At 66.4% G+C, this 17699-nt stretch carries 14 protein-coding genes and 1 pseudogene; 14 read left to right on the forward strand and 1 reads right to left on the reverse strand.

All coding sequences use genetic code 11. The features are described 5' to 3' along the window. The first annotated feature begins 49 nt into the window (after positions 1–49). The 8 genes from IPG65_RS01725 to IPG65_RS01760 all read left to right on the forward strand — a co-directional run bounded on the left by IPG65_RS01725 (position 50) and on the right by IPG65_RS01760 (position 12380). Entirely contained in the window at positions 50–2053 is a 2004-nt protein-coding gene (locus tag IPG65_RS01725; protein WP_293187576.1) for an acyl CoA:acetate/3-ketoacid CoA transferase, read from the forward strand. Between the two features lie 60 nt (positions 2054–2113). Next, positions 2114–4204: a 3-hydroxyacyl-CoA dehydrogenase NAD-binding domain-containing protein gene (locus IPG65_RS01730; protein WP_293187577.1), complete on the forward strand. Its 2091-nt coding sequence runs from the start codon at positions 2114–2116 to the stop codon at positions 4202–4204. Positions 4205–4227: 23 nt separating this feature from the next. Further along, positions 4228–5406 carry an acetyl-CoA C-acyltransferase gene (locus IPG65_RS01735; protein ID WP_293187578.1) on the forward strand — a complete coding sequence of 393 codons (1179 nt, stop codon included), beginning with the start codon at positions 4228–4230 and terminating at the stop codon, positions 5404–5406. A gap of 136 nt (positions 5407–5542) precedes the next feature. Continuing rightward, positions 5543–6844 carry an NAD(P)/FAD-dependent oxidoreductase gene (locus tag IPG65_RS01740; RefSeq protein WP_293187931.1) on the forward strand — a complete coding sequence of 434 codons (1302 nt, stop codon included), beginning with the start codon at positions 5543–5545 and terminating at the stop codon, positions 6842–6844. A gap of 183 nt (positions 6845–7027) precedes the next feature. Further along, on the forward strand, positions 7028–9034 hold the full coding sequence (locus IPG65_RS01745; protein ID WP_293187579.1) for an acyl CoA:acetate/3-ketoacid CoA transferase: 2007 nt from the start codon (positions 7028–7030) through the stop codon (positions 9032–9034). 34 nt (positions 9035–9068) lie between these two features. After that, the gene (locus IPG65_RS01750; RefSeq protein ID WP_293187580.1) at positions 9069–10652 is read left to right on the forward strand and encodes a wax ester/triacylglycerol synthase family O-acyltransferase; all 1584 of its coding nucleotides are present in this window, start codon (positions 9069–9071) and stop codon (positions 10650–10652) included. A 69-nt stretch (positions 10653–10721) separates the two neighbouring features. Next, positions 10722–11642 carry a bestrophin family protein gene (locus tag IPG65_RS01755; protein ID WP_293187581.1) on the forward strand — a complete coding sequence of 307 codons (921 nt, stop codon included), beginning with the start codon at positions 10722–10724 and terminating at the stop codon, positions 11640–11642. 285 nt (positions 11643–11927) lie between these two features. Further along, positions 11928–12380 (forward strand): OsmC family protein, encoded by a 453-nt coding sequence (locus IPG65_RS01760; RefSeq protein ID WP_293187582.1) that lies wholly within the window; start codon positions 11928–11930, stop codon positions 12378–12380. 77 nt (positions 12381–12457) lie between these two features. Here IPG65_RS01760 and coq7 read toward each other — a convergent pair whose 3' ends face one another. Further along, on the reverse strand, positions 12458–13090 hold the full coding sequence (gene coq7 / locus IPG65_RS01765) for a 2-polyprenyl-3-methyl-6-methoxy-1,4-benzoquinone monooxygenase (RefSeq protein WP_293187583.1): 633 nt from the start codon (positions 13088–13090) through the stop codon (positions 12458–12460). Between the two features lie 353 nt (positions 13091–13443). Between coq7 and IPG65_RS01770 the strand changes: the two genes are divergently transcribed. The 6 genes and pseudogenes from IPG65_RS01770 (at position 13444) to IPG65_RS01795 (ending at position 17681) form a co-directional block, all read left to right on the forward strand. Next, the gene (locus IPG65_RS01770; protein WP_293187932.1) at positions 13444–14349 is read left to right on the forward strand and encodes a porin; all 906 of its coding nucleotides are present in this window, start codon (positions 13444–13446) and stop codon (positions 14347–14349) included. Positions 14350–14589: 240 nt separating this feature from the next. Next, positions 14590–15800, forward strand: a pseudogene (locus IPG65_RS01775) (site-specific integrase). A gap of 75 nt (positions 15801–15875) precedes the next feature. Further along, a complete protein-coding gene (locus IPG65_RS01780) occupies positions 15876–16238 on the forward strand; it encodes a type II toxin-antitoxin system RelE/ParE family toxin (RefSeq protein WP_293187584.1) in 363 nt (120 codons plus the stop codon). After that, positions 16238–16561 (forward strand): helix-turn-helix domain-containing protein, encoded by a 324-nt coding sequence (locus tag IPG65_RS01785; RefSeq protein ID WP_293187585.1) that lies wholly within the window; start codon positions 16238–16240, stop codon positions 16559–16561. The genes IPG65_RS01780 and IPG65_RS01785 overlap by 1 nt, the downstream gene beginning before the upstream one ends. Before the next feature lie 108 nt (positions 16562–16669). Then, the gene (locus IPG65_RS01790) at positions 16670–16966 is read left to right on the forward strand and encodes a hypothetical protein (protein ID WP_293187586.1); all 297 of its coding nucleotides are present in this window, start codon (positions 16670–16672) and stop codon (positions 16964–16966) included. A gap of 364 nt (positions 16967–17330) precedes the next feature. Beyond that, on the forward strand, positions 17331–17681 hold the full coding sequence (locus tag IPG65_RS01795) for a DUF2958 domain-containing protein (protein ID WP_293187587.1): 351 nt from the start codon (positions 17331–17333) through the stop codon (positions 17679–17681). The last annotated feature ends 18 nt before the right edge of the window (positions 17682–17699 follow it).

The following is a 17699-nucleotide window of genomic DNA, read 5'->3' on the forward strand; positions in this document are numbered from 1 at the left end:
GCGCTCATTCGAGCGAGATCGACCCTCCCCCATGTGAAAGTGAAGCACGATGGCCAGTTCGAGAATTGTTCCCACGACCCGCTCCAGGACCAGCGGCAAGTTCGTCACCGCCCAGGAAGCCGTCCAGCTCATCCGGGACGGCGACACCATCGCCACCGGCGGCTTCGCCGGCATCGGCTTCGCCGAGGCGCTGGCGGTGGAGATGGAACGAGCCTTCCTGGCCAAGGGCGCCGAGCTGCCGGACATCGGCACGCCGCGCAACCTGACGCTGGTGTTCGCCGCCGGCCAGGGCGACTATGAGACGCGCGGGCTGAACCACCTGGCGCACCCCGGTCTGGTCAAGCGCGTGATCGGCGGGCATTTCGGGGCGACGCCGCTGCTCGGCCAGCTCGCCGTGTCCGGCCAGATCGAGGCCTACAACCTGCCCCAGGGCGTCATCTCGCACCTGTTCCGCGACATCGCCGGCGGCAAGCCCGGCCATCTGTCGCGCGTGGGCCTGGGCACTTTCGTCGATCCCCGCTTCGGTGGCGGCAAGGTCAACGGCAGGACGACCGAAGACCTGGTCGAGTTGATGACCGTGCACGGCCGGGAATACTTGTTCTACAAGGCGTTCCCGATCGACGTGACCATCCTGCGCGGCACCACGGCCGACGGCGACGGCAACATCACCATGGAGCGCGAGGCGCTGACGCTGGACGGCCTGGCGATGGCCACCGCAGCGCGCAACTCCGACGGCATCGTCATCGTGCAGGTCGAACGCATCGCGGAAACCGGCACGCTGAACCCGCGCCAGGTCAAGATCCCCGGGGTGCTGGTGGATTGCGTGGTCGTGGCGGAGCCGGAGCACCATCCGCAGACCTTCGGCACCGTCTACAGCGCCGCCTATGCGTCGGAGCTGCGCAAGCCACTCGATTCGATCGAGCCCATGGGCATGAGCGAGCGCAAGATCATCGCGCGGCGCGCGGCGATGGAGCTGCGCCCCAACGTCGTCGTCAACCTCGGCATCGGCATGCCCGAGGGCGTGGCCGCCGTCGCCAGCGAAGAGAAAATCGCCGACCTGCTGACGCTGACGGCCGAGCCGGGCGTGATCGGCGGGGTGCCGGCGGGCGGCATGGACTTCGGCGCCGTCGTCAACGCGCAGGCCATCATCGACCAGGGCAACCAGTTCGACTTCTACGACGGCGGCGGCCTGGACATCGCCTTCCTCGGCCTGGCGCAAGTCGACAAAGAGGGCAACCTGAACGTCTCGCGCTTCGGCCCCAGGCTGGCCGGGTGCGGCGGCTTCATCAACATCAGCCAGAACGCGAAGAAGGTGGTCTTCTGCGGCACTTTCACGGCCGGTGCCCTGGAGGTGTCGGCGGTCAGCGGCAAGCTCCTGATCGAGCGCGACGGCCAGCACCGCAAGTTCATCGACGCGGTCGAGCAGCGCACCTTCTCGGGGCCGTATGCGGCCAAGAACGAGAAGGAAGTCCTCTTCATCACCGAGCGCTGCGTGATGAAGCTGACCGCCGACGGGCTGGAGCTGACCGAGATCGCGCCGGGCGTCGATCTGCAGCGCGACATCCTGGACAAGATGGACTTCGCGCCCATCGTGCGCGAACCGAAGCTGATGGATGCGCGCATCTTCCATGCCGCGCCCATGGGCCTGCGCGAGGAACTGCTGCGGATTCCGCTCGATGAGCGTTTCCAGTACGACGAAAAGCTCAACGTGCTGTTCATGAATTTCGAGAACCACGCGGTCCGCTCGGTGGCGGACATCAACGCGGGGGTCGAGCGCATCCGGGCCATCTGCGAGCCGCTGGGCCACAAGGTCTATGCGATCGTCAACTACGATGGCTTCGAGATCAACCGCGAACTGGAGGACACCTACCTCCAGACCATCCAGGAGCTGAGCGAGCGCTACTACCTCGGCGTGACGCGCTTCACCTCGAATGCGTTCGCGCGCGCCAAGCTCGGCGAAACGCTCGAAAAGCGTGGCTTGGCGGCGCACATGTATGGCACGGAGGAAGAGGCCAAGGCCGCCGTGCGGGACACCTTGCCGCGCGAACGCTGAGCCCTTGCCCAGGGCGGACCGGGGACAGTCCGCAAGAACATCAAGAGACGGAGACAAGCCATGAGAATCGTTGACTACGCCATGCACGGCGGCTGTGCCGTGCTGACCCTGACCAACCCGCCCGTCAACGGGCTCGGGTTCGATTTGCGCCGCGGCATCGTCGCCGCGCTCGACCAGGCGCTGGCCGACGCGCAGGTGCGCGCCATCGTCCTCACCGGCGGCGAGAAGCTGTTCTGCGGCGGCGCCGACGTGCGCGAGTTCGGCTCGCCCAAGTCGGGGCAGGAGCCTGGTTTGCTGGCCGTGATCGCGGCCATCGAGGCCTCGTCCAAGCCGGTGGTCGCCGCGATCGCCGGCGTCTGCCTGGGCGGCGGCCTCGAGCTGGCGCTGGGCTGCCACTTCCGCGTCGCCAAGGCCGACGCCTCGCTCGGCCTGCCCGAGGTCAAGCTCGGCCTGCTGCCCGGCGCCGGCGGCACGCAGCGCCTGCCGCGCGCGATCGGCCTCGAGGCCGCGCTCGACATGATCGTCTCTGGCCGGCCGCAGCCGGCCGCGCGCTTCGCGGGCAGCCCGCTGCTCGACGCGGTGGTGAAGGAAGGCGAACTGCTGCCCGCGGCCATCGCCTTCGCCGAGCGCGCCGCCGCCGAGAAGATGCCGCTCAAGCGGCTGCGCGACGTGAAGATCAACGAGCCGGGCGCCGACGCGTTCCTGCAGTTCGCGCGCAACAACGTCAAGGCGGCCAACCGGTTCCTGCCCGCGCCGGCCCAATGCGTGGAGGCGGTCGCGGCCAGCGCGAGCCAGCCGTTCGACGAAGGCCTGCGCACCGAGCGCGCGCTGTTCATCGGCCTGATGAACACGCCCGAGTCGCGCGCGCTGCGCCATGCGTTCTTTGCCGAACGCGCGGCCTCGAAGCTCGACGTGCCGGCCGGCACGCCGCTGCGCGAGGTGCGCCAGGTCGGCATCGTCGGCGCCGGCACGATGGGCGCCGGCATCGCGATGGTGTGCGCCAACGCCGGCATCCCGGTGGTGCTGCTCGAAGCCAAGCAGGAAGCGCTCGACCGCGGCATGGCGACGATCCGCGGCAACTACGAGGCGACGCTGAAGAAGGGCCGACTCAGCCCCGAGCAGTTCGAGCAGCGCCTGGCCCTGATCACGCCGACACTCTCCTACGACGCGCTGCGCGACGCCGACCTCGCGGTCGAGGCGGTGTTCGAGAGCATGGAAGTCAAGGAAAAGGTGTTCCGCGCGCTCGACGCGGTGATGAAGCCTGGGGCGATCCTCGCGTCCAACACCTCGGCGCTCGACCTCGACGCGATCGCGCGCCTGACCAAGCGCCCGCGGGACGTGATCGGCCTGCACTTCTTCAGCCCGGCCAACGTGATGCGGCTGCTCGAGATCGTGCGCGGCGCCGCCACCGCGCCCGACGTGCTCGCCACGGCGATGCAACTGGCCCGCAAACTCGGCAAGGTGGCGGTGGTCTCGGGCGTGTGCGATGGCTTCATCGGCAACCGCATGATCGCGCGCTACGGCGAGGCGGCCAGCGGCCTGATCAACCAGGGCGCGCTGCCGCAGCAGGTGGACAAGGCGATCGAGGCCTTCGGCCTGGCGATGGGGCCGTTCCGAATGGGCGACATGGCCGGCCTGGACATCGGCTGGGCCATCCGCAAGCGGCAGGCCGCCGCGCAGCCCGCCAAGGACTTCGCGGACGTGAGCGACCGCCTGTGCGAGGCCGGCCGCTTCGGCCAGAAGACCGGCGCCGGCTGGTACCGCTACGAGCCGGGCCGGCGCGACCCGGTGCCCGATCCCGAGGTCACGCGCCTCATCGAGCAGTGGCGCGCCGACCGCGGCCACATGGCACGCAAGATCGAGGCGTCCGAGATCGTCGAACGCTGCATCTATGCGCTGGTCAACGAGGGCGCGCGCATCCTGGAAGAAGGCATCGCGCAGCGCGCCTCCGACATCGACGTCGTCTATCTGAACGGCTATGGCTTCCCGCTGCACCGTGGAGGCCCGATGAAATACGCCGACGAGGTCGGGTTGCCGAACGTCGTGCGCGCGCTGCAGCGTTTCGCTGCCGAACCAGGGGCCGACCCGGCGCTGTGGGCGCCCGCGCCGCTGCTCGCCAGGCTCGCCGCCGAAGGCGGCAGCTTCAACTGAACCCGACTCCAAGGAACATCGCCATGACCGACGCCGTCATCGTCTCCACCGCCCGCACCGGCCTGGCCAAGAGCTGGAAGGGCGCCTTCAACATGACCTATGGCGCCACGCTCGGCGGCCACGCGGTGCAGCACGCCGTCGCGCGCTCGGGGCTCGACCCGGCCGAGATCGAGGACTGCATCATGGGCGGCACCTTCGGCGAGGGCACGACCGGCGGCAACATCGCGCGGGCCATCGCGCTGCGCGCCGGCCTGCCGGTGACGGTGGGCGGCGTCACCGTCAACCGCTTCTGCTCGTCGGGCCTGCAGACCATCGCGATGGCCGCGCAGCGCGTGATCCTCGAAGGCGCGCCGGCGATCGTCGCCGGCGGCGTCGAGAGCATCTCGTGCGTGCAGAACGAGTCCAACCAGCACATGCTGCTGGACCCCTGGCTGGTGGAGCACAAGCCCGAGCTGTACTGGAACATGCTGCAGACCGCCGAGACGGTGGCCAAGCGCTATGGCATCACCCGGCTGGCGCAGGACGAGTATGGCGCGCGCAGCCAGCAGCGCGCGTTCGCCGCTCAGGAGGCCGGCAAGTTCAACGACGAGATCGTGCCGATGACCACGCGGATGGGCGTCGTCGACAAGGCCAGCGGGCGCATCACGACGCAGGAGGTCACGATCTCCACCGACGAGGGCATCCGCGCCGGCACCACCCTCGAAGCGGTGCAGAAGATCCGCTCGGTGTTCCCCGGCGGCTGCGTCAGCGCCGGCAACGCCAGCCAGTTCAGCGACGGCGCGGCGGCCTGCGTGGTGATGAACGGCAAGCTCGCCGAGCAGCGCGGCCTGAATCCGCTGGGCATCTACCGCGGCTTCGCGATCGCCGGCTGCGAGCCCGACGAGATGGGCATCGGCCCGGTGTTCGCGGTGCCGCGCCTGCTGCAGCGCGCCGGGCTGAAGGTGGACGACATCGGGCTGTGGGAGCTCAACGAGGCCTTCGCCTGCCAGGTGCTGTACTGCCGCGACAAGCTCGGCATTCCCGACGAGTTGCTCAACGTCAATGGCGGCGCGATCGCCGTCGGACATCCGTACGGCGTCAGCGGTGCACGCTGCACCGGCCATGCGCTGATCGAAGGCAAAAGGCGCGGCGCGAAGTATGTGGTGGTCACGATGTGCATCGGCGGCGGGCAGGGCGCGGCGGGGCTGTTTGAAGTCTGTTGATGAAGATGGCGGCAAGCCGGTTGACCGGTGTTCGCCGCCATGACGCGAGAAAAGTTACCGGAGACAGATCTCGATGACAGCCAATGGCATTGACTACGCCAGCATTCCAGAAAGCAAATCCCAGGACGATGCCGGTCTGCACCGGGTCTTGATCGTCGGTGGCGGCGCCGGAGGACTGGAACTCGCAACACAGTTGGGGGATGCGCTTGGAAAGCGGGGAAAGGCCTCTGTTGTGCTGCTGGACAAGAGCAGTGTCCACGTGTGGAAGCCGCATTTGCATGAGGTTGCCTCCGGTACCCTGGATATCCATGTCGATTCGCTGGAGTATCTGGCCCACGCTCATGCACACGGGTATCGCTACCGTATCGGCGAAATGTGTGGGCTGAACCGCAAGGCACGGCAGGTCTACGTTTCTTCGATGCTCGACCACGAGGGCAAGCCACTCGTTCCGCCCCGCGTTCTGGGTTATGACACCCTGGTGCTGGCAGTGGGCAGCGTGAGCAACGATTTCGGCACGCCCGGCGTCAAGGAGCATGCGATCGCGATCGACAGCGTGGACGAGGCGGCCCGCTTCAATCGTCGCATGATCAATGCCTGCGTGAGGGCAAATGCCCAGTACGAACCGTTGCGGCCAGGTCAATTGCACGTCGTGGTGGTGGGCGGCGGCGCCACGGGCATTGAGTTGGTGGCGGAGTTGCACAAAACCATGCGTGAGCTGGCCGCATATGGACTCGACAGCATCGATTTCGATAAATCGATCAAGCTGACGGTCATCGAAGCCGGCCCGCGCATCCTCGGCCCACTCCCGGAGAAATTGGCCACCTCGACCCAGAACATGCTCAGCGGCCTCGGCGTGAGTGTGCTCACTGGACAGAACGCCGCGGAAATTACGCCGGAGGGCGTACGTCTTGCCAGCGGAGAGTTCATTGCGGCAGAAATGGTCGTGTGGGCGGCCGGCATCAGGGCCCCGGGTTTTCTGAAGAACATCGACGGACTCGAGACCGACAGAATCAACCGGTTGATCGTGCGCGACACGCTGCAGACGACCCTGGACGACGATGTTTTCGCCATCGGCGATTGCGCTTCATTCGCTTTGCCGGGCGATGGGCAACCCGCGCCGCCGCGCGCCCAGACGGCCCATCAGATGGCGTCGCTTTTGGTTGGCGCGGTGCATGCGCGGTTGGCCAAGCAGGCGCTGCCGAAGTTCAGGTACCGTGATTTCGGAAGCCTCGTGAATCTTTCCGAGTACGGAACGGTCGGCAATCTCGTCGGTATTGGCAAGCGTGGTCTCCACCTCGAGGGCGTGGTCGCGCGTTGGATGTACCGGTCGCTGTACCTGATGCATCAGAAGGCTGTCCACGGCACGACCAAAGTCGCGCTCGGCACGATCGCGAACATGCTGACGCGGCGTACGGAGCCGCGCATCAAGTTGCACTGACGAAGGCTGCGAACCAGGAGCGGATGACGTGGTTGCATGAGAGCGATGCCGATGCCGATGCCGATGGCTTGACGCCGAGATCAAGTACAAACTGGTTTGGATGTGCATCGGCATGGAGCCGCGGGAATTTTCGCGTGAACCCGAGCGCCGCATGGCGCCACGACAACAAAAGGAGACAGGAGCATGAATACCCCAAGAACCGTCCCGAGCGCGCATTCGGGCTCCACCAACAAGATCGTCACGGCGCGCGAGGCGGTGCGCCTGATCCGCACCGGCGACACGGTGTCCATCGGCGGTTTTGGCGGCATCGGCCTGCCGGAGGAACTGATGAACGAACTGGCGGCGCGGTATCGGGCCAGCGACCAGGAGGCCGCGACCTTCGGCAAGCCGGGCGACCTGACCTTCGTGTTCACCGGCGGTCCCGGCGATGGGCAGCAGCGCGGCGCCCAGCAGTTCGGGCACCCTGGCTTCGTCAAGCGCATCATCGGCGGGCATTGGGCCTTCGTGCCGGCGCTGTACCAACTGGTGCTGGCAAACCAGGCGGAGGGCTACAACCTGCCGCTCGGGGTGCTGACGCAGCTGTACCGCGACACGGCCGCCGGCAAGCCCGGCCATGCGTCGCGCGTCGGCCTCGGCACCTTCGTCGATCCGCGCTACGGCGGCGGCAAGCTGAACGCGATCACGACCGAAGACCTGGTCGAGGTGATCACCCTCGGCGGCAAGGAATACCTGTTCTACAAGAGCTTCCCGATCAACGTCGCGCTGATCCGCGCGACCACCGCCGACGTGAACGGCAACCTGACGATGGAGCGCGAGGCGCTGACGACCGACACGCTGTCGGTGGCGATGGCGGCGCACAACTCCGGCGGGCTGGTGATCGCGCAGGTCGAGCGCATCGCCGAGATGGGCTCGCTCAACCCGCGGCACGTGAAGGTGCCCGGCGCGCTGGTGGACTGCGTGGTCGTCGCGAGCCGGCCCGAAGTGCATCAGCAGACGGGTACGACCATGTACAACCCGGCCTATTCATCCGAGGTGCGGGTGCCGCTGAACTCGATCGATCCGATGCCGATGAGCGCGCGCAAGATCATCGCGCGCCGCGCCGCGATGGAGCTGCGGCCCAATTCCATCGTCAACCTCGGCATCGGCATGCCCGAAGGCATCGCCGTGGTGGCGGCCGAGGAGAAGGCCTCCGACCTGATGATCCTGACCGGCGAGGGCGGCCTCTTCGGCGGCGTTCCGGCCGGCGGGCTCAATTTTGGCGCCGGGGTCAACGCGCAGGCGGTGATCGACATGCCCTACCAGTTCGACTTCTACGACGGTGGCGGCCTGGACATCACCTTTCTCGGCCTGGCGCAGGCCGACCGCGAGGGCAACCTCAACGTCTCGCGCTTCGGCCCCAAGCTGGCCGGTGCCGGCGGCTTCATCAACATCAGCCAGAACGCCAAGAAAGTGGTCTTCTGCGGCACCTTCACCGCCGGCGACCTGGACGTCTCGGTGGTGCAGGGCAAGCTGCTGATCGAGCGCGACGGCCGGGCGAAGAAGTTCGTCCACGCGGTCGAGGAGCGCACCTTCTCCGGCAAGCACGCCGCCGAGCTGGACAAGGACGTGCTGTACATCACCGAACGCTGCGTCTTCCGCCTGACGCGGGAGGGACTGGAGCTGACCGAGGTGGCGCCGGGCATCGACATCCAGAAGGACATCCTCGACCGCATGGACTTCGCGCCCATCGTGCACGCGCCGCGCCAGATGGACGACCGCATCTTCGCGCACGAGCCGATGGGCCTGCGCGACGAAATCCTGCGGCTGCCCTTCGATGCGCGCTTCAACTACGACGAGGACCGCAACACGCTGTTCCTGAACTTCTCCGAGGTGCACGTCAAGACGAAGGCCACCATCGATCAATACATCGACAAGATCCGCTCCATCGTCGAGCCGCTCGGCCACAAGGTGTATGCGGTCGTCAACTACGACGGCTGGGGGATCGACCGCTCGGTCGAGGACGCCTATCTCGACGCGGTGCGCAGCATCAACGAGCAATACTTCCTCGGTGTCACCCGATTCACCACCAGCGCCTTCATGCGCGCCAAGCTGGGCGACCAACTCGCCGCGCGGGGCGTCGCACCGCACATCTTCGAGTCCGAGGAAGAAGCCAAGCAGGCCGTGCACGAAACCGTGCCGCGCACGGCCTGAGCCGTTCCCAAAGCCAAGAAACACTGGAGAAAACATGCACCACCTGACCAGCATGGACGCCTCGTTCTTGCATTTCGAGACGCCCGAGACCCCGATGCACGTCGCCAGCCTGCTGCTGCTCGACCTGCCAAAAGGCTACAAGGGCGACTACTACGAAGACTTCAAGGCGATGATCGGCAAGCGCATGCACCTGGCCTCGGTGTTCACGCGCAAGCTCGCGCCCATGCCCTTCGAGCTGGCCGAGCCGGTGTGGATCGACGACGACGACGTGGACCTGGACTTCCACGTGCGCAGCCTCACGCTGCGCCGGCCCGGCACCATGGATCAGTTGCACCAGTTGGTCGCACGCCTGCACTCGACCCTGCTGGACCGCAGCCGTCCGCTGTGGGAAACCTACATCATCGAGGGGCTGGAGGACGGCCGCGTCGCGCTCTATTCCAAGATGCACCACAGCGGCATCGACGGCAAGGCCGGGACGGAAGTCACCAAGGTGATGTACGACATCTCGCCGGAGATCCGCGAGGTGACGCCGCCTCGGCGCAAGACCGGTGGCGGCGGCAGCGGCGGCTACCAGCTGGGGGTGGCTGAGCTGATCCAGGCGGCAGTCTCCAACGCGGCCGCGCAATACCGCAAACTGGGCGAGCTGCTGCCCACGGCGGCCAAGGCGATCACGACGGCCGGCAACGTGATTTCGAGCCAGCGCACCACCAAGGACGAGCGCGCGCTGACCCTGGGCCTGGCGCCCCGGACGATCTTCAACGACTCCATCACCAACCAGCGCTCCTTCAGCACGCTGACGCTGCCCTTCGACGAACTCAAGGCGCTGGGCAAGCGCGTCGGGGGCACCGTCAACACCGTCGTGATGGCCATGTGCAGCGAGGCGCTGGCCCGCTTCCTCAAGGAGCGCGGCATGCTGCCCCCGCAGGCGCTCATCGCGGCGGTCCCCGTCAGCCTGCGCACCGAAGGCGACGGCGCCCAGAACAACCAGGTGTCGATGGTGCGCGTGGACCTGGCCACCGACATCCCCGACATGGCCGAGCGCTTCCAGGCCATCCACAACTCGTCCGAGGCGGGCAAGGCCGTGGTGCGCGAACTCAAGCCCGTGCTCGGCGTGGACATGCCCTTCGCCGGCTCGCCCTGGCTGATGACCAGCCTGGCCTCGCTGTACGGCCGCTCCAAGCTCGCGAGCCAGTTGCCGGCGATGGCCAACGTGCTGATCTCCAACGTGCCCGGCCCCTCCATGCCGCTGTACGTGTGCGGCGCGCGCATGGGCAGCTTCTACCCCGTGTCCATCCCCTACCACGGCAGCGCGCTGAACATCACGGTGCAGAGCTACGCCGGGCAGCTCGACTTCGGCATCATCGCCTGCCGGCGCATCCTGTCGCAGGAGGAGTCCTATGCCCTGATCGGCCACCTGAAGGCCGCGCTCAAGGCCATCGAAGCCTTGCCGCCGGTGGGCGAGGGGGCTGCTGCCGCGGCCCCGGCCGAAGTGCCCGCCGCCAGGAGCGCGGCACGGACCGCGCGGCCCCGCAAGACGGCACGCGCCATCGCCACCGCCACACCCAGGAAGAGCGCCGCCGCCCCGGCCAGGCGCGGCGCACGGAGCAAGAAGACGTGATCGCGGCGGCCAACCTGCGCCGCGGCGCCCGGTGATCCCTCGGCACCCGTCCGCCATGGAGGCATCGCCATGATCGTCCGCGACACGCCGACTTCGTGGGAACTGTTCTTCGTGCTGCGCGGCTCGGTCGTGCACAAGATCTTCCCGCGCATCCTCGCCGTCTCGGTGCTGTCGGCGATCGTGGTCGTGCTGCAGCGCGGCGGCTTCATCCACGTCACGCCGATCACCCCGCTGGCGCTGTCGGTGATCGGCGCGGCGCTCGCCATCTTCGGGGCGCTCCGCAACGCGGCGGCCTACGACCGCTGGTGGGAAGCGCGCAAGCTCATCGGCATGCTGGTCATCGACGCGCGGTCGCTGGCGCGGCAGGCGCGCAGCTACCCCGCGCCGGTGGCCGGCGACGACGCACCGCGGCGCATCGCGCTGCGCTGCATCGCGCTCATGTACGCCACGCGCGACTATCTTCGCGGCCGGCCCATCAGCGAAGACACGGCGCGCTATCTCATCGCCGAGGAGCGCGCGGCGCTGGCGGCGAGCCGCAACGCGCCGAACCGGCTGCTCGACTACTTCAGCGCCGACATCGCGGCGCTGCTGGCGGCCGGCCGCCTGTTGCCGCAGCTCGCGCAGACGATGGAGGAGCGGGTCCAGAGCATGGCCGCGGCGTTCGCTTCCGTCGAGCGCACGAAGGTGACGCCGATGCCCTTCGTCTACACGCTGCTCATCCATCGCACGGCGTACCTGTTCTGCTTCCTGCTGCCGTTCGGGCTGGCCGATTCCAGCGGCTACTGGACCCCCCTGGTCGCCGCGATCGTCGCCTACACCTTCTTCGGGCTCGACGCGATCGGCGACGAGTTGGCATCGCCCTTCGGCGACTCCTCGAACACCATGCCGCTCGACGCCACCGCGCGCGTGGTGGAGATCAACGTGCTCGAATCGCTGGGCGAGCAGACGCTGCCCGAACCGCTGAAGCCGACGAACTTCGTCCTCACTTAGCGCCGCAGCCTTCCATCGGGTCAAGAACCAAAAAAAAGCCCCGAACCTCGCGGTTCAGGGCTTGAATCCACCTATGGAAGGGGTGGAGGAGACAACCGGCGCAGGTGATTTCTCACTTGCATGGAACGTAGCGTACACGAAAAGCACGGTCGTTCGCAATATATTTGCTGCAATGCAACACAGATAGCGCGGCCGGGTGAGACTTTTATCCTCATTCGGAGGGGATGGGGCGCCGAATCCGCTACGCTAGGCGCCGCGGCACAGTCAAAAGGGAACAGGCACATCATGGAATGCACGGTGAGTTGGACAGGCGCGGCGGGCACGCGCTCCGGCATGGGCTTCGTGGCCGAGACCGGATCGGGCCACGTCATCGCCATGGACGGCGCCCCCGACGCCGCCAAGCCCGCCAACGGCGGCCAGAACCTGGCGCCGCGCCCCATGGAGACCGTGCTGGCCGGCACCGGCGGCTGCACCGCCTACGACGTGGTGCTGATCCTCAAGCGCGGCCGCCACGACGTGCGCGGCTGCTCGGTCAGGCTGACCAGCGAGCGCGCCGCCGAGGACCCGAAGGTCTTCACCCGGATCCACATGCATTTCACCGTCAGCGGCCGCGGCGTGCCCGCCAGCGCGGTCGAGCGCGCCATCGCCCTCAGCCACGACAAGTACTGCTCGGCTTCCATCATGCTGGGCAAGATGGCCGAGATCACCACGTCGTTCGATCTCGTCGAGGTGGCCTGAGAGAGCTATTGAAAGAATAGCTATCGGCGCAATACCGACGCTGGCTCAAGGCCCAAAAGGCTTGAAAAATACAGGCCTCAGATGCGGTGCGCCGTGGTCGTCATCACCCGCGCCGCCATGCGCATCAGCCCGCGCACCGGCGCCGGCAGCGCGGCGCCGCCCGCGGCCAGGGCGTCGTCGGCGTGGCGCGCCTCGTCCGCCTTCATCTGCGCCACGATCGCGCGCGAGGCGGCATCCCCGGCCGGCAGGCGGTCCATGTGGCTGGCCAGGTGCGCCTCGACCTGGCGCTCGGTCTCCACCACGAAGCCCAGGCTCACGCGGTCGCCGCCCAGCTTGCCGGCCAGCACGCCGATGCCGAACGCCCCGGCGTACCACAGCGGGTTGAGCCAGGAGACGCGGCTGCCCAGCGCCTGGAGGCGCTCGCGCGTCCAGGCCAGGTGGTCGGTCTCCTCGCGTGATGCCGCATCGAGGTGCCGGCGCAAGCCGGGATCCGGCGTGACCAGGGCCTGCGCCGTGTACAGCGCCTGGGCGCAGACCTCGCCCACGTGGTTGACGCGCATCAGCGCGCCCGACAGGCGGCGCTCGTCCTCGCTCAGCGCCAGCGCGGATTCGGCCGCGCCCGCCGGGTTGGGCCGCGCGGGCCGCGGCGGGGCCAGCAGCGTGCGCAGGGCGCCGTCGGCGGCGCAAAGCAGGCGGTCGGTCAGGTTCATGCGGCGCATGGTACGCCAACCCTTGGCCCCCGCCGATGTGGCGCGTACACCACATTGCTGCGGCGCAGCAATCTTCGGGCGTACCCACGCGAGGCGATTGGACCGATTGTTGTTGCAAGCCAACGGTGTGAGTCGATGTGTGGTCGATGCACAACAAAACGGCCGGGCCGCACCAGATTCAGTGCCGAAGTCTTTGCAAGTTCAGGGCAGGTCTGGTGCAATAACAACAACTTCCCGCTAGGGGAGGTTGGCCCGGGACCCGGCGGGGAATCGCAAACGGACCCTTCGCACCGGCGCCCTATGTTTAACCTTGGAGAACTTGCAATGAAAAATCCCTGATCGCCCTGGCCGTCCTGGGCTTCACCGGCGCCGCGATGGCTCAATCTTCCGTGACCCTGTACGGCGTGGCTGACGCTGGTATCGGCAAGATCGAGAACGGTTCCGACAAGACCGAATTCCTGAGCGGTTCCGTGATGAACAACGGCGGTAGCCGTGTTGGCGTGCGCGGCGTGGAAGACCTGGGCGGTGGCCTGAAAGCTGGCTTCACGTTCGAAACCGGCCTGAACCTGGACGACGGCAGCAACAACTCTGCTGGCGCTGGTTTCTGGGGCCGTACCGCCAAGGTCTGGCTGGGTGGCGGCTGGGGTACCTTCAGCCTGGGCCGTGACTACACCGCATCGTTCAAGGCCATCGGCGCCTGGGAACTGACCGGCAACGCGCTATACAGCGTGGTGGGCAACACCTACCGCTCCCTGAGCGCTGCCCGCGACAGCAGCATCATCGGCTACGCCACGCCCAACATGGGTGGCTTCACTGCTGAAGTGAACTACATCCTCAAGCAGGACGGCCTGGACGCTGGCAAGGCCGGCGCCAAGTGGGATCTGGGCCTGAAGTACGTCAACGGCCCCATCGGCATCGGCGCGTCGGCCAACAAGACCAAGAACGGCAAGACGAACTACCACGTCGGCGGCAAGTACAACTTCGGCAGCTTCGCGGTGGCCACGTCCTACAGCCAGACCAGCAACGCCGCTAACCAGCGTCGCCGCGGCTTCTCGCTGGGTGGTTCCGCCAACCTGGGCGCCTTCGCCCTCACGCTGGACCTGACCCGCGACACCAAGAACGAAATCGGTGGCAAGAAGTACACCAACGGCGTGCTGGAAGGCAAATATGCCCTGTCCAAGCGCACCTTCCTGTACGCAGCCTACCTGCGTTTCGACGACACCAACAACTACGGTATCGGTGTTCGCCACAACTTCTGATCGTGAGGCTGCCTGATACGGCAGCTTCCGATGAGAGCCAAAGCCGCCTTCGGGCGGCTTTTTTATTTCACCATGACTTCAGTGCCGCATTACGCTGGACTACGCCGAAGCCAGATACAGCAGGTTTATCAATAACTTAGGCGAGTTCATCATATGCCGGTGCTTTCTGAAACCCGACCCGGCTTGTGACCTCATGGCTCCCATGTGGCCCCTGCAAAACGGGTCTTTCGAGGAGTCATCATGGCAAAAATCAAGCTCACCAAGTCCGCTGTCGATGCGGCACAGCCCCAGGCGCAGGCCGTCGAACTCCGGGACACCCTGGTGCCCGGCTTCCTGTGCAAGATTACACCAGCGGGCCGCAAGGTGTTCATGCTCCAGTACCGCACGAACGCTGGCGAGCGCCGCAAGCCCGCCTTGGGCCTGTACGGAGAACTGACCGTCGAACAGGCCCGTTCCCTGGCCCAGGAATGGCTGGCCGAGGTGCGCCGGGGCGGCGACCCTAGTGCCGCCAAAGCCGAGGCCCGTAAGGCCCCCACCGTTGCCGAGCTGTGCGTGAAGTTCATGGAGGACCACTCCAAGCAGCGTAACAAGCCCAGCACGCAGGATGGCTACCGGAGTGTCATCGACCGCAACATCATCCCGTTGTTGGGCCGCATGAAGGTGCAGGACGTCAAGCGCCCGGACGTGGCCGGGGCGATGAAGAAGATGGCGCACAAGCATGCGGATGCGAACCGCACGTTCAGCGTCCTGCGCAAGATGTTCAACCTGGCCGAGGTGTGGGGCTACCGGCCGGATGGCACCAACCCGTGCCGCCATGTCCCGATGTACCCCAACGGGAAGTCCACGCACCTCATCAGCGACGAAGAAATGGGCCTGCTGTTCCGGTACCTTGAGCGGGTTGAGGCCGAGGGACTGGAGAACTATGTCATCCCCTTGGCGATCCGGTTGCAGTTCGAGTTCGCGGGCCGCAGAGGCGAAATCGTCTCACTCCAATGGGATTGGGTCGATTTGGAAAACCGCCGTGTGGTCTGGCCCGACAGCAAGACCGGTGGTATGTCTAAGCCTTTGAGTGAAGAAGCCTACCGGCTGCTCTCGACGGCACCACGCCAGGAGAGCTGTCCCTACATATTGCCGTCTCCGCGCCATCCGGGCAAGCACCTGACCACGGGCGAGTATTACGGCGGCTGGAGCCGTGCGCTCTCAAGGCTGCAGGTGCCGAACATGTGGGCACGCACGGCATCCGACACCGTTCAGCGACCGACATTGCCAACTCGGGTATTCCGGTGAAGGTCGGCATGGCGCTGACGGCGCACAAGACCGTGGCGATGTTCATGCGCTACGTCCACACCGAGGACAAGCCGGTGCGTGAGGCGGCTGAGCTGGTGGCGAACCGGCGCCAGGCCATCACGGGTGCCCGGCGTAGCGTGCCAACCGAGGCAGCGACGGCCTGAGCGGCCAGTCCGAATTGTCGTGCCGCTGTCACGACAATTCGGGTGCTTGCAATCTATACCCGAACGGATATAATCATGGAGCAGAAACGAAAGCTGCTGTACTGGGAAGGCTCCTCGAAGAAGGATTTCAAGGAGTTCCCTATTGACGTACAGAAGGACATGGGCGTGGCACTGTTCATCGTCCAATTGGGCTGCACGCCAGATTCGGCCAAGCCCTGGAAAGGGCTGAGTTCCGGCGTGTACGAACTGGTCGAAGACCACCGGGGCGATGCCTTCCGGGCGGTCTATACCGTGAAGGTGGGCGATGCGGTGCATGTGCTGCATGCGTTCCAGAAGAAGTCCAAGTCCGGCATCGCCACGCCGCAGCAGGACGTGGAGTTGATCGAGAAGCGGCTGAAAGCAGTGCTTGCCCGTCATGGGCGAGCGGGAGATAAATGATGACCCGTATCGACGACCATCCCGAAGGCACCGACAACGTACTGGCAGACCTGGGCTTTGATGATGCCGAGGAACTGACGGCGAAGGCTGCGCTCGCGCTCAAGCTCAATACCCTGATCGACCAGCGCGGCCTGAGCCAGACCGAAGCCGCCGCGATCACCGGCATGACCCAGCCCAAGGTGTCGCAGGTGCGCCGCTACAAGCTCCAGAACATCTCGCTGGAGCGGCTGATGCAGGCGCTGGTGTCGCTGGACCAGCAGGTCAAGATCGTGGTGCAGCCCGCCCGGCGGGCGCATGCTCGGGGCATCCTGGTGGCGGCCTAAGGTCAACCTTTCAAGCTGACTCATTTCCCAGACACTGTCTGGGAAATCTTCCTCAGCATCGTCGGAGCCGGTGTGGCGATGCAGCCAAGACGGGCCAGTGGAGATCGAATGCCAAAAAGCAAACCCCATGACGAAGCGATGGCCGAGCTGTACCGCAGCAATCCGGGCCTGGCGCTGGAGGTCATCCAAGGCATCGTGGCGGATGACGATCAAGCCGAGCTGCTGACTGTGCTGCGGCAGATGTCGGGGGCATCCGCTGGGGTGGAGAGCAGTCCGATCATCGAATCCCTACGAGGTGAACTGGCTGCGCTGCATAGAGCGGGTGCTGTCAGCCGGGAGACGGTGCAGGCGTTCGAGGCATTGTTGACGCCGGATAGGAGCGGCGACCGCCGTATGCCGCCTTGATCCTGCCCTGCTGCGGTAGCGAACTGCCTTATGGGGCGTGCCGGCACGCAGCGCCGTCGGGCTCTCGGGCGGTGCCCCGTGCTTCGTGTCGAATCATGGCCATGCTGCTCCGATCCCTCACGCAACTGCGGCCCTGATCGCCGATCCGGGCCTGCGCGCTGCGCTTGCCAAAACCAAGCGTGTTTGGGTGGTGGGTGTGGCGGCTTGCTGTTCCCTTCATCGTGCCACGGCGTGCTCTGCCGTAAAGGGCGGCGCGTGCTTCGCACGCTTGCGGCCTCCGGCCGTCGTAGACCCTTGACGGCTTGCGCTGCGCCGTGACCCGGAAGGGCTGGGCAATTCCGCCCGGCATCTTTCAGGAGTTCACATGAACAACGCACTCTTCACCGACGAGCAACGCATCGTGTTACTGGCCAACGGCCGTCAATCTTTGGAAAACTCGGACTTCGATCCGGTGCCTGTGGTCAAGCTGTTCACGCCGGATGCTGGCGCGACCTGGCTGCTGACCGAGATTGATCCCGATGACCACGATCATGCCCACGGCCTTTGCGACCTGGGCTTGGGGATGCCGGAAATCGGCTGGCTGAGTCTTTCCGAATTGGCTTCGGTGCGTGGGCGGCTGGGCCTGCCTGTCGAGCGAGATCTGTATTTCCGGGCCGAGAAGCGCTTGAGCGCCTACGCGCGCGATGCGCGGCTGGCCGGGCGGATCGTTGTCTGACCTGGCCCTTGGAGCGTT

It is taken from the genome of Ottowia sp. (assembly GCF_016703145.1).
In the GTDB taxonomy this organism is placed as follows: Bacteria; Pseudomonadota; Gammaproteobacteria; order Burkholderiales; family Burkholderiaceae_C; genus Ottowia.

Coding starts and splice junctions, on each gene's coding strand:
- IPG65_RS01745 (WP_293187579.1), top strand. CDS start 7,028: ATGAATACCCCAAGAACCGTCCCGAGCGCGCATTCGGGCTCCACCAAC.
- IPG65_RS01790 (WP_293187586.1), top strand. CDS start 16,670: ATGCCAAAAAGCAAACCCCATGACGAAGCGATGGCCGAGCTGTACCGC.
- IPG65_RS01780 (WP_293187584.1), top strand. CDS start 15,876: ATGGAGCAGAAACGAAAGCTGCTGTACTGGGAAGGCTCCTCGAAGAAG.
- IPG65_RS01725 (WP_293187576.1), top strand. CDS start 50: ATGGCCAGTTCGAGAATTGTTCCCACGACCCGCTCCAGGACCAGCGGC.
- IPG65_RS01785 (WP_293187585.1), top strand. CDS start 16,238: ATGACCCGTATCGACGACCATCCCGAAGGCACCGACAACGTACTGGCA.
- IPG65_RS01760 (WP_293187582.1), top strand. CDS start 11,928: ATGGAATGCACGGTGAGTTGGACAGGCGCGGCGGGCACGCGCTCCGGC.
- IPG65_RS01735 (WP_293187578.1), top strand. CDS start 4,228: ATGACCGACGCCGTCATCGTCTCCACCGCCCGCACCGGCCTGGCCAAG.
- coq7 (WP_293187583.1), bottom strand. CDS start 13,090: ATGAACCTGACCGACCGCCTGCTTTGCGCCGCCGACGGCGCCCTGCGC.
- IPG65_RS01795 (WP_293187587.1), top strand. CDS start 17,331: ATGAACAACGCACTCTTCACCGACGAGCAACGCATCGTGTTACTGGCC.
- IPG65_RS01750 (WP_293187580.1), top strand. CDS start 9,069: ATGCACCACCTGACCAGCATGGACGCCTCGTTCTTGCATTTCGAGACG.
- IPG65_RS01755 (WP_293187581.1), top strand. CDS start 10,722: ATGATCGTCCGCGACACGCCGACTTCGTGGGAACTGTTCTTCGTGCTG.
- IPG65_RS01730 (WP_293187577.1), top strand. CDS start 2,114: ATGAGAATCGTTGACTACGCCATGCACGGCGGCTGTGCCGTGCTGACC.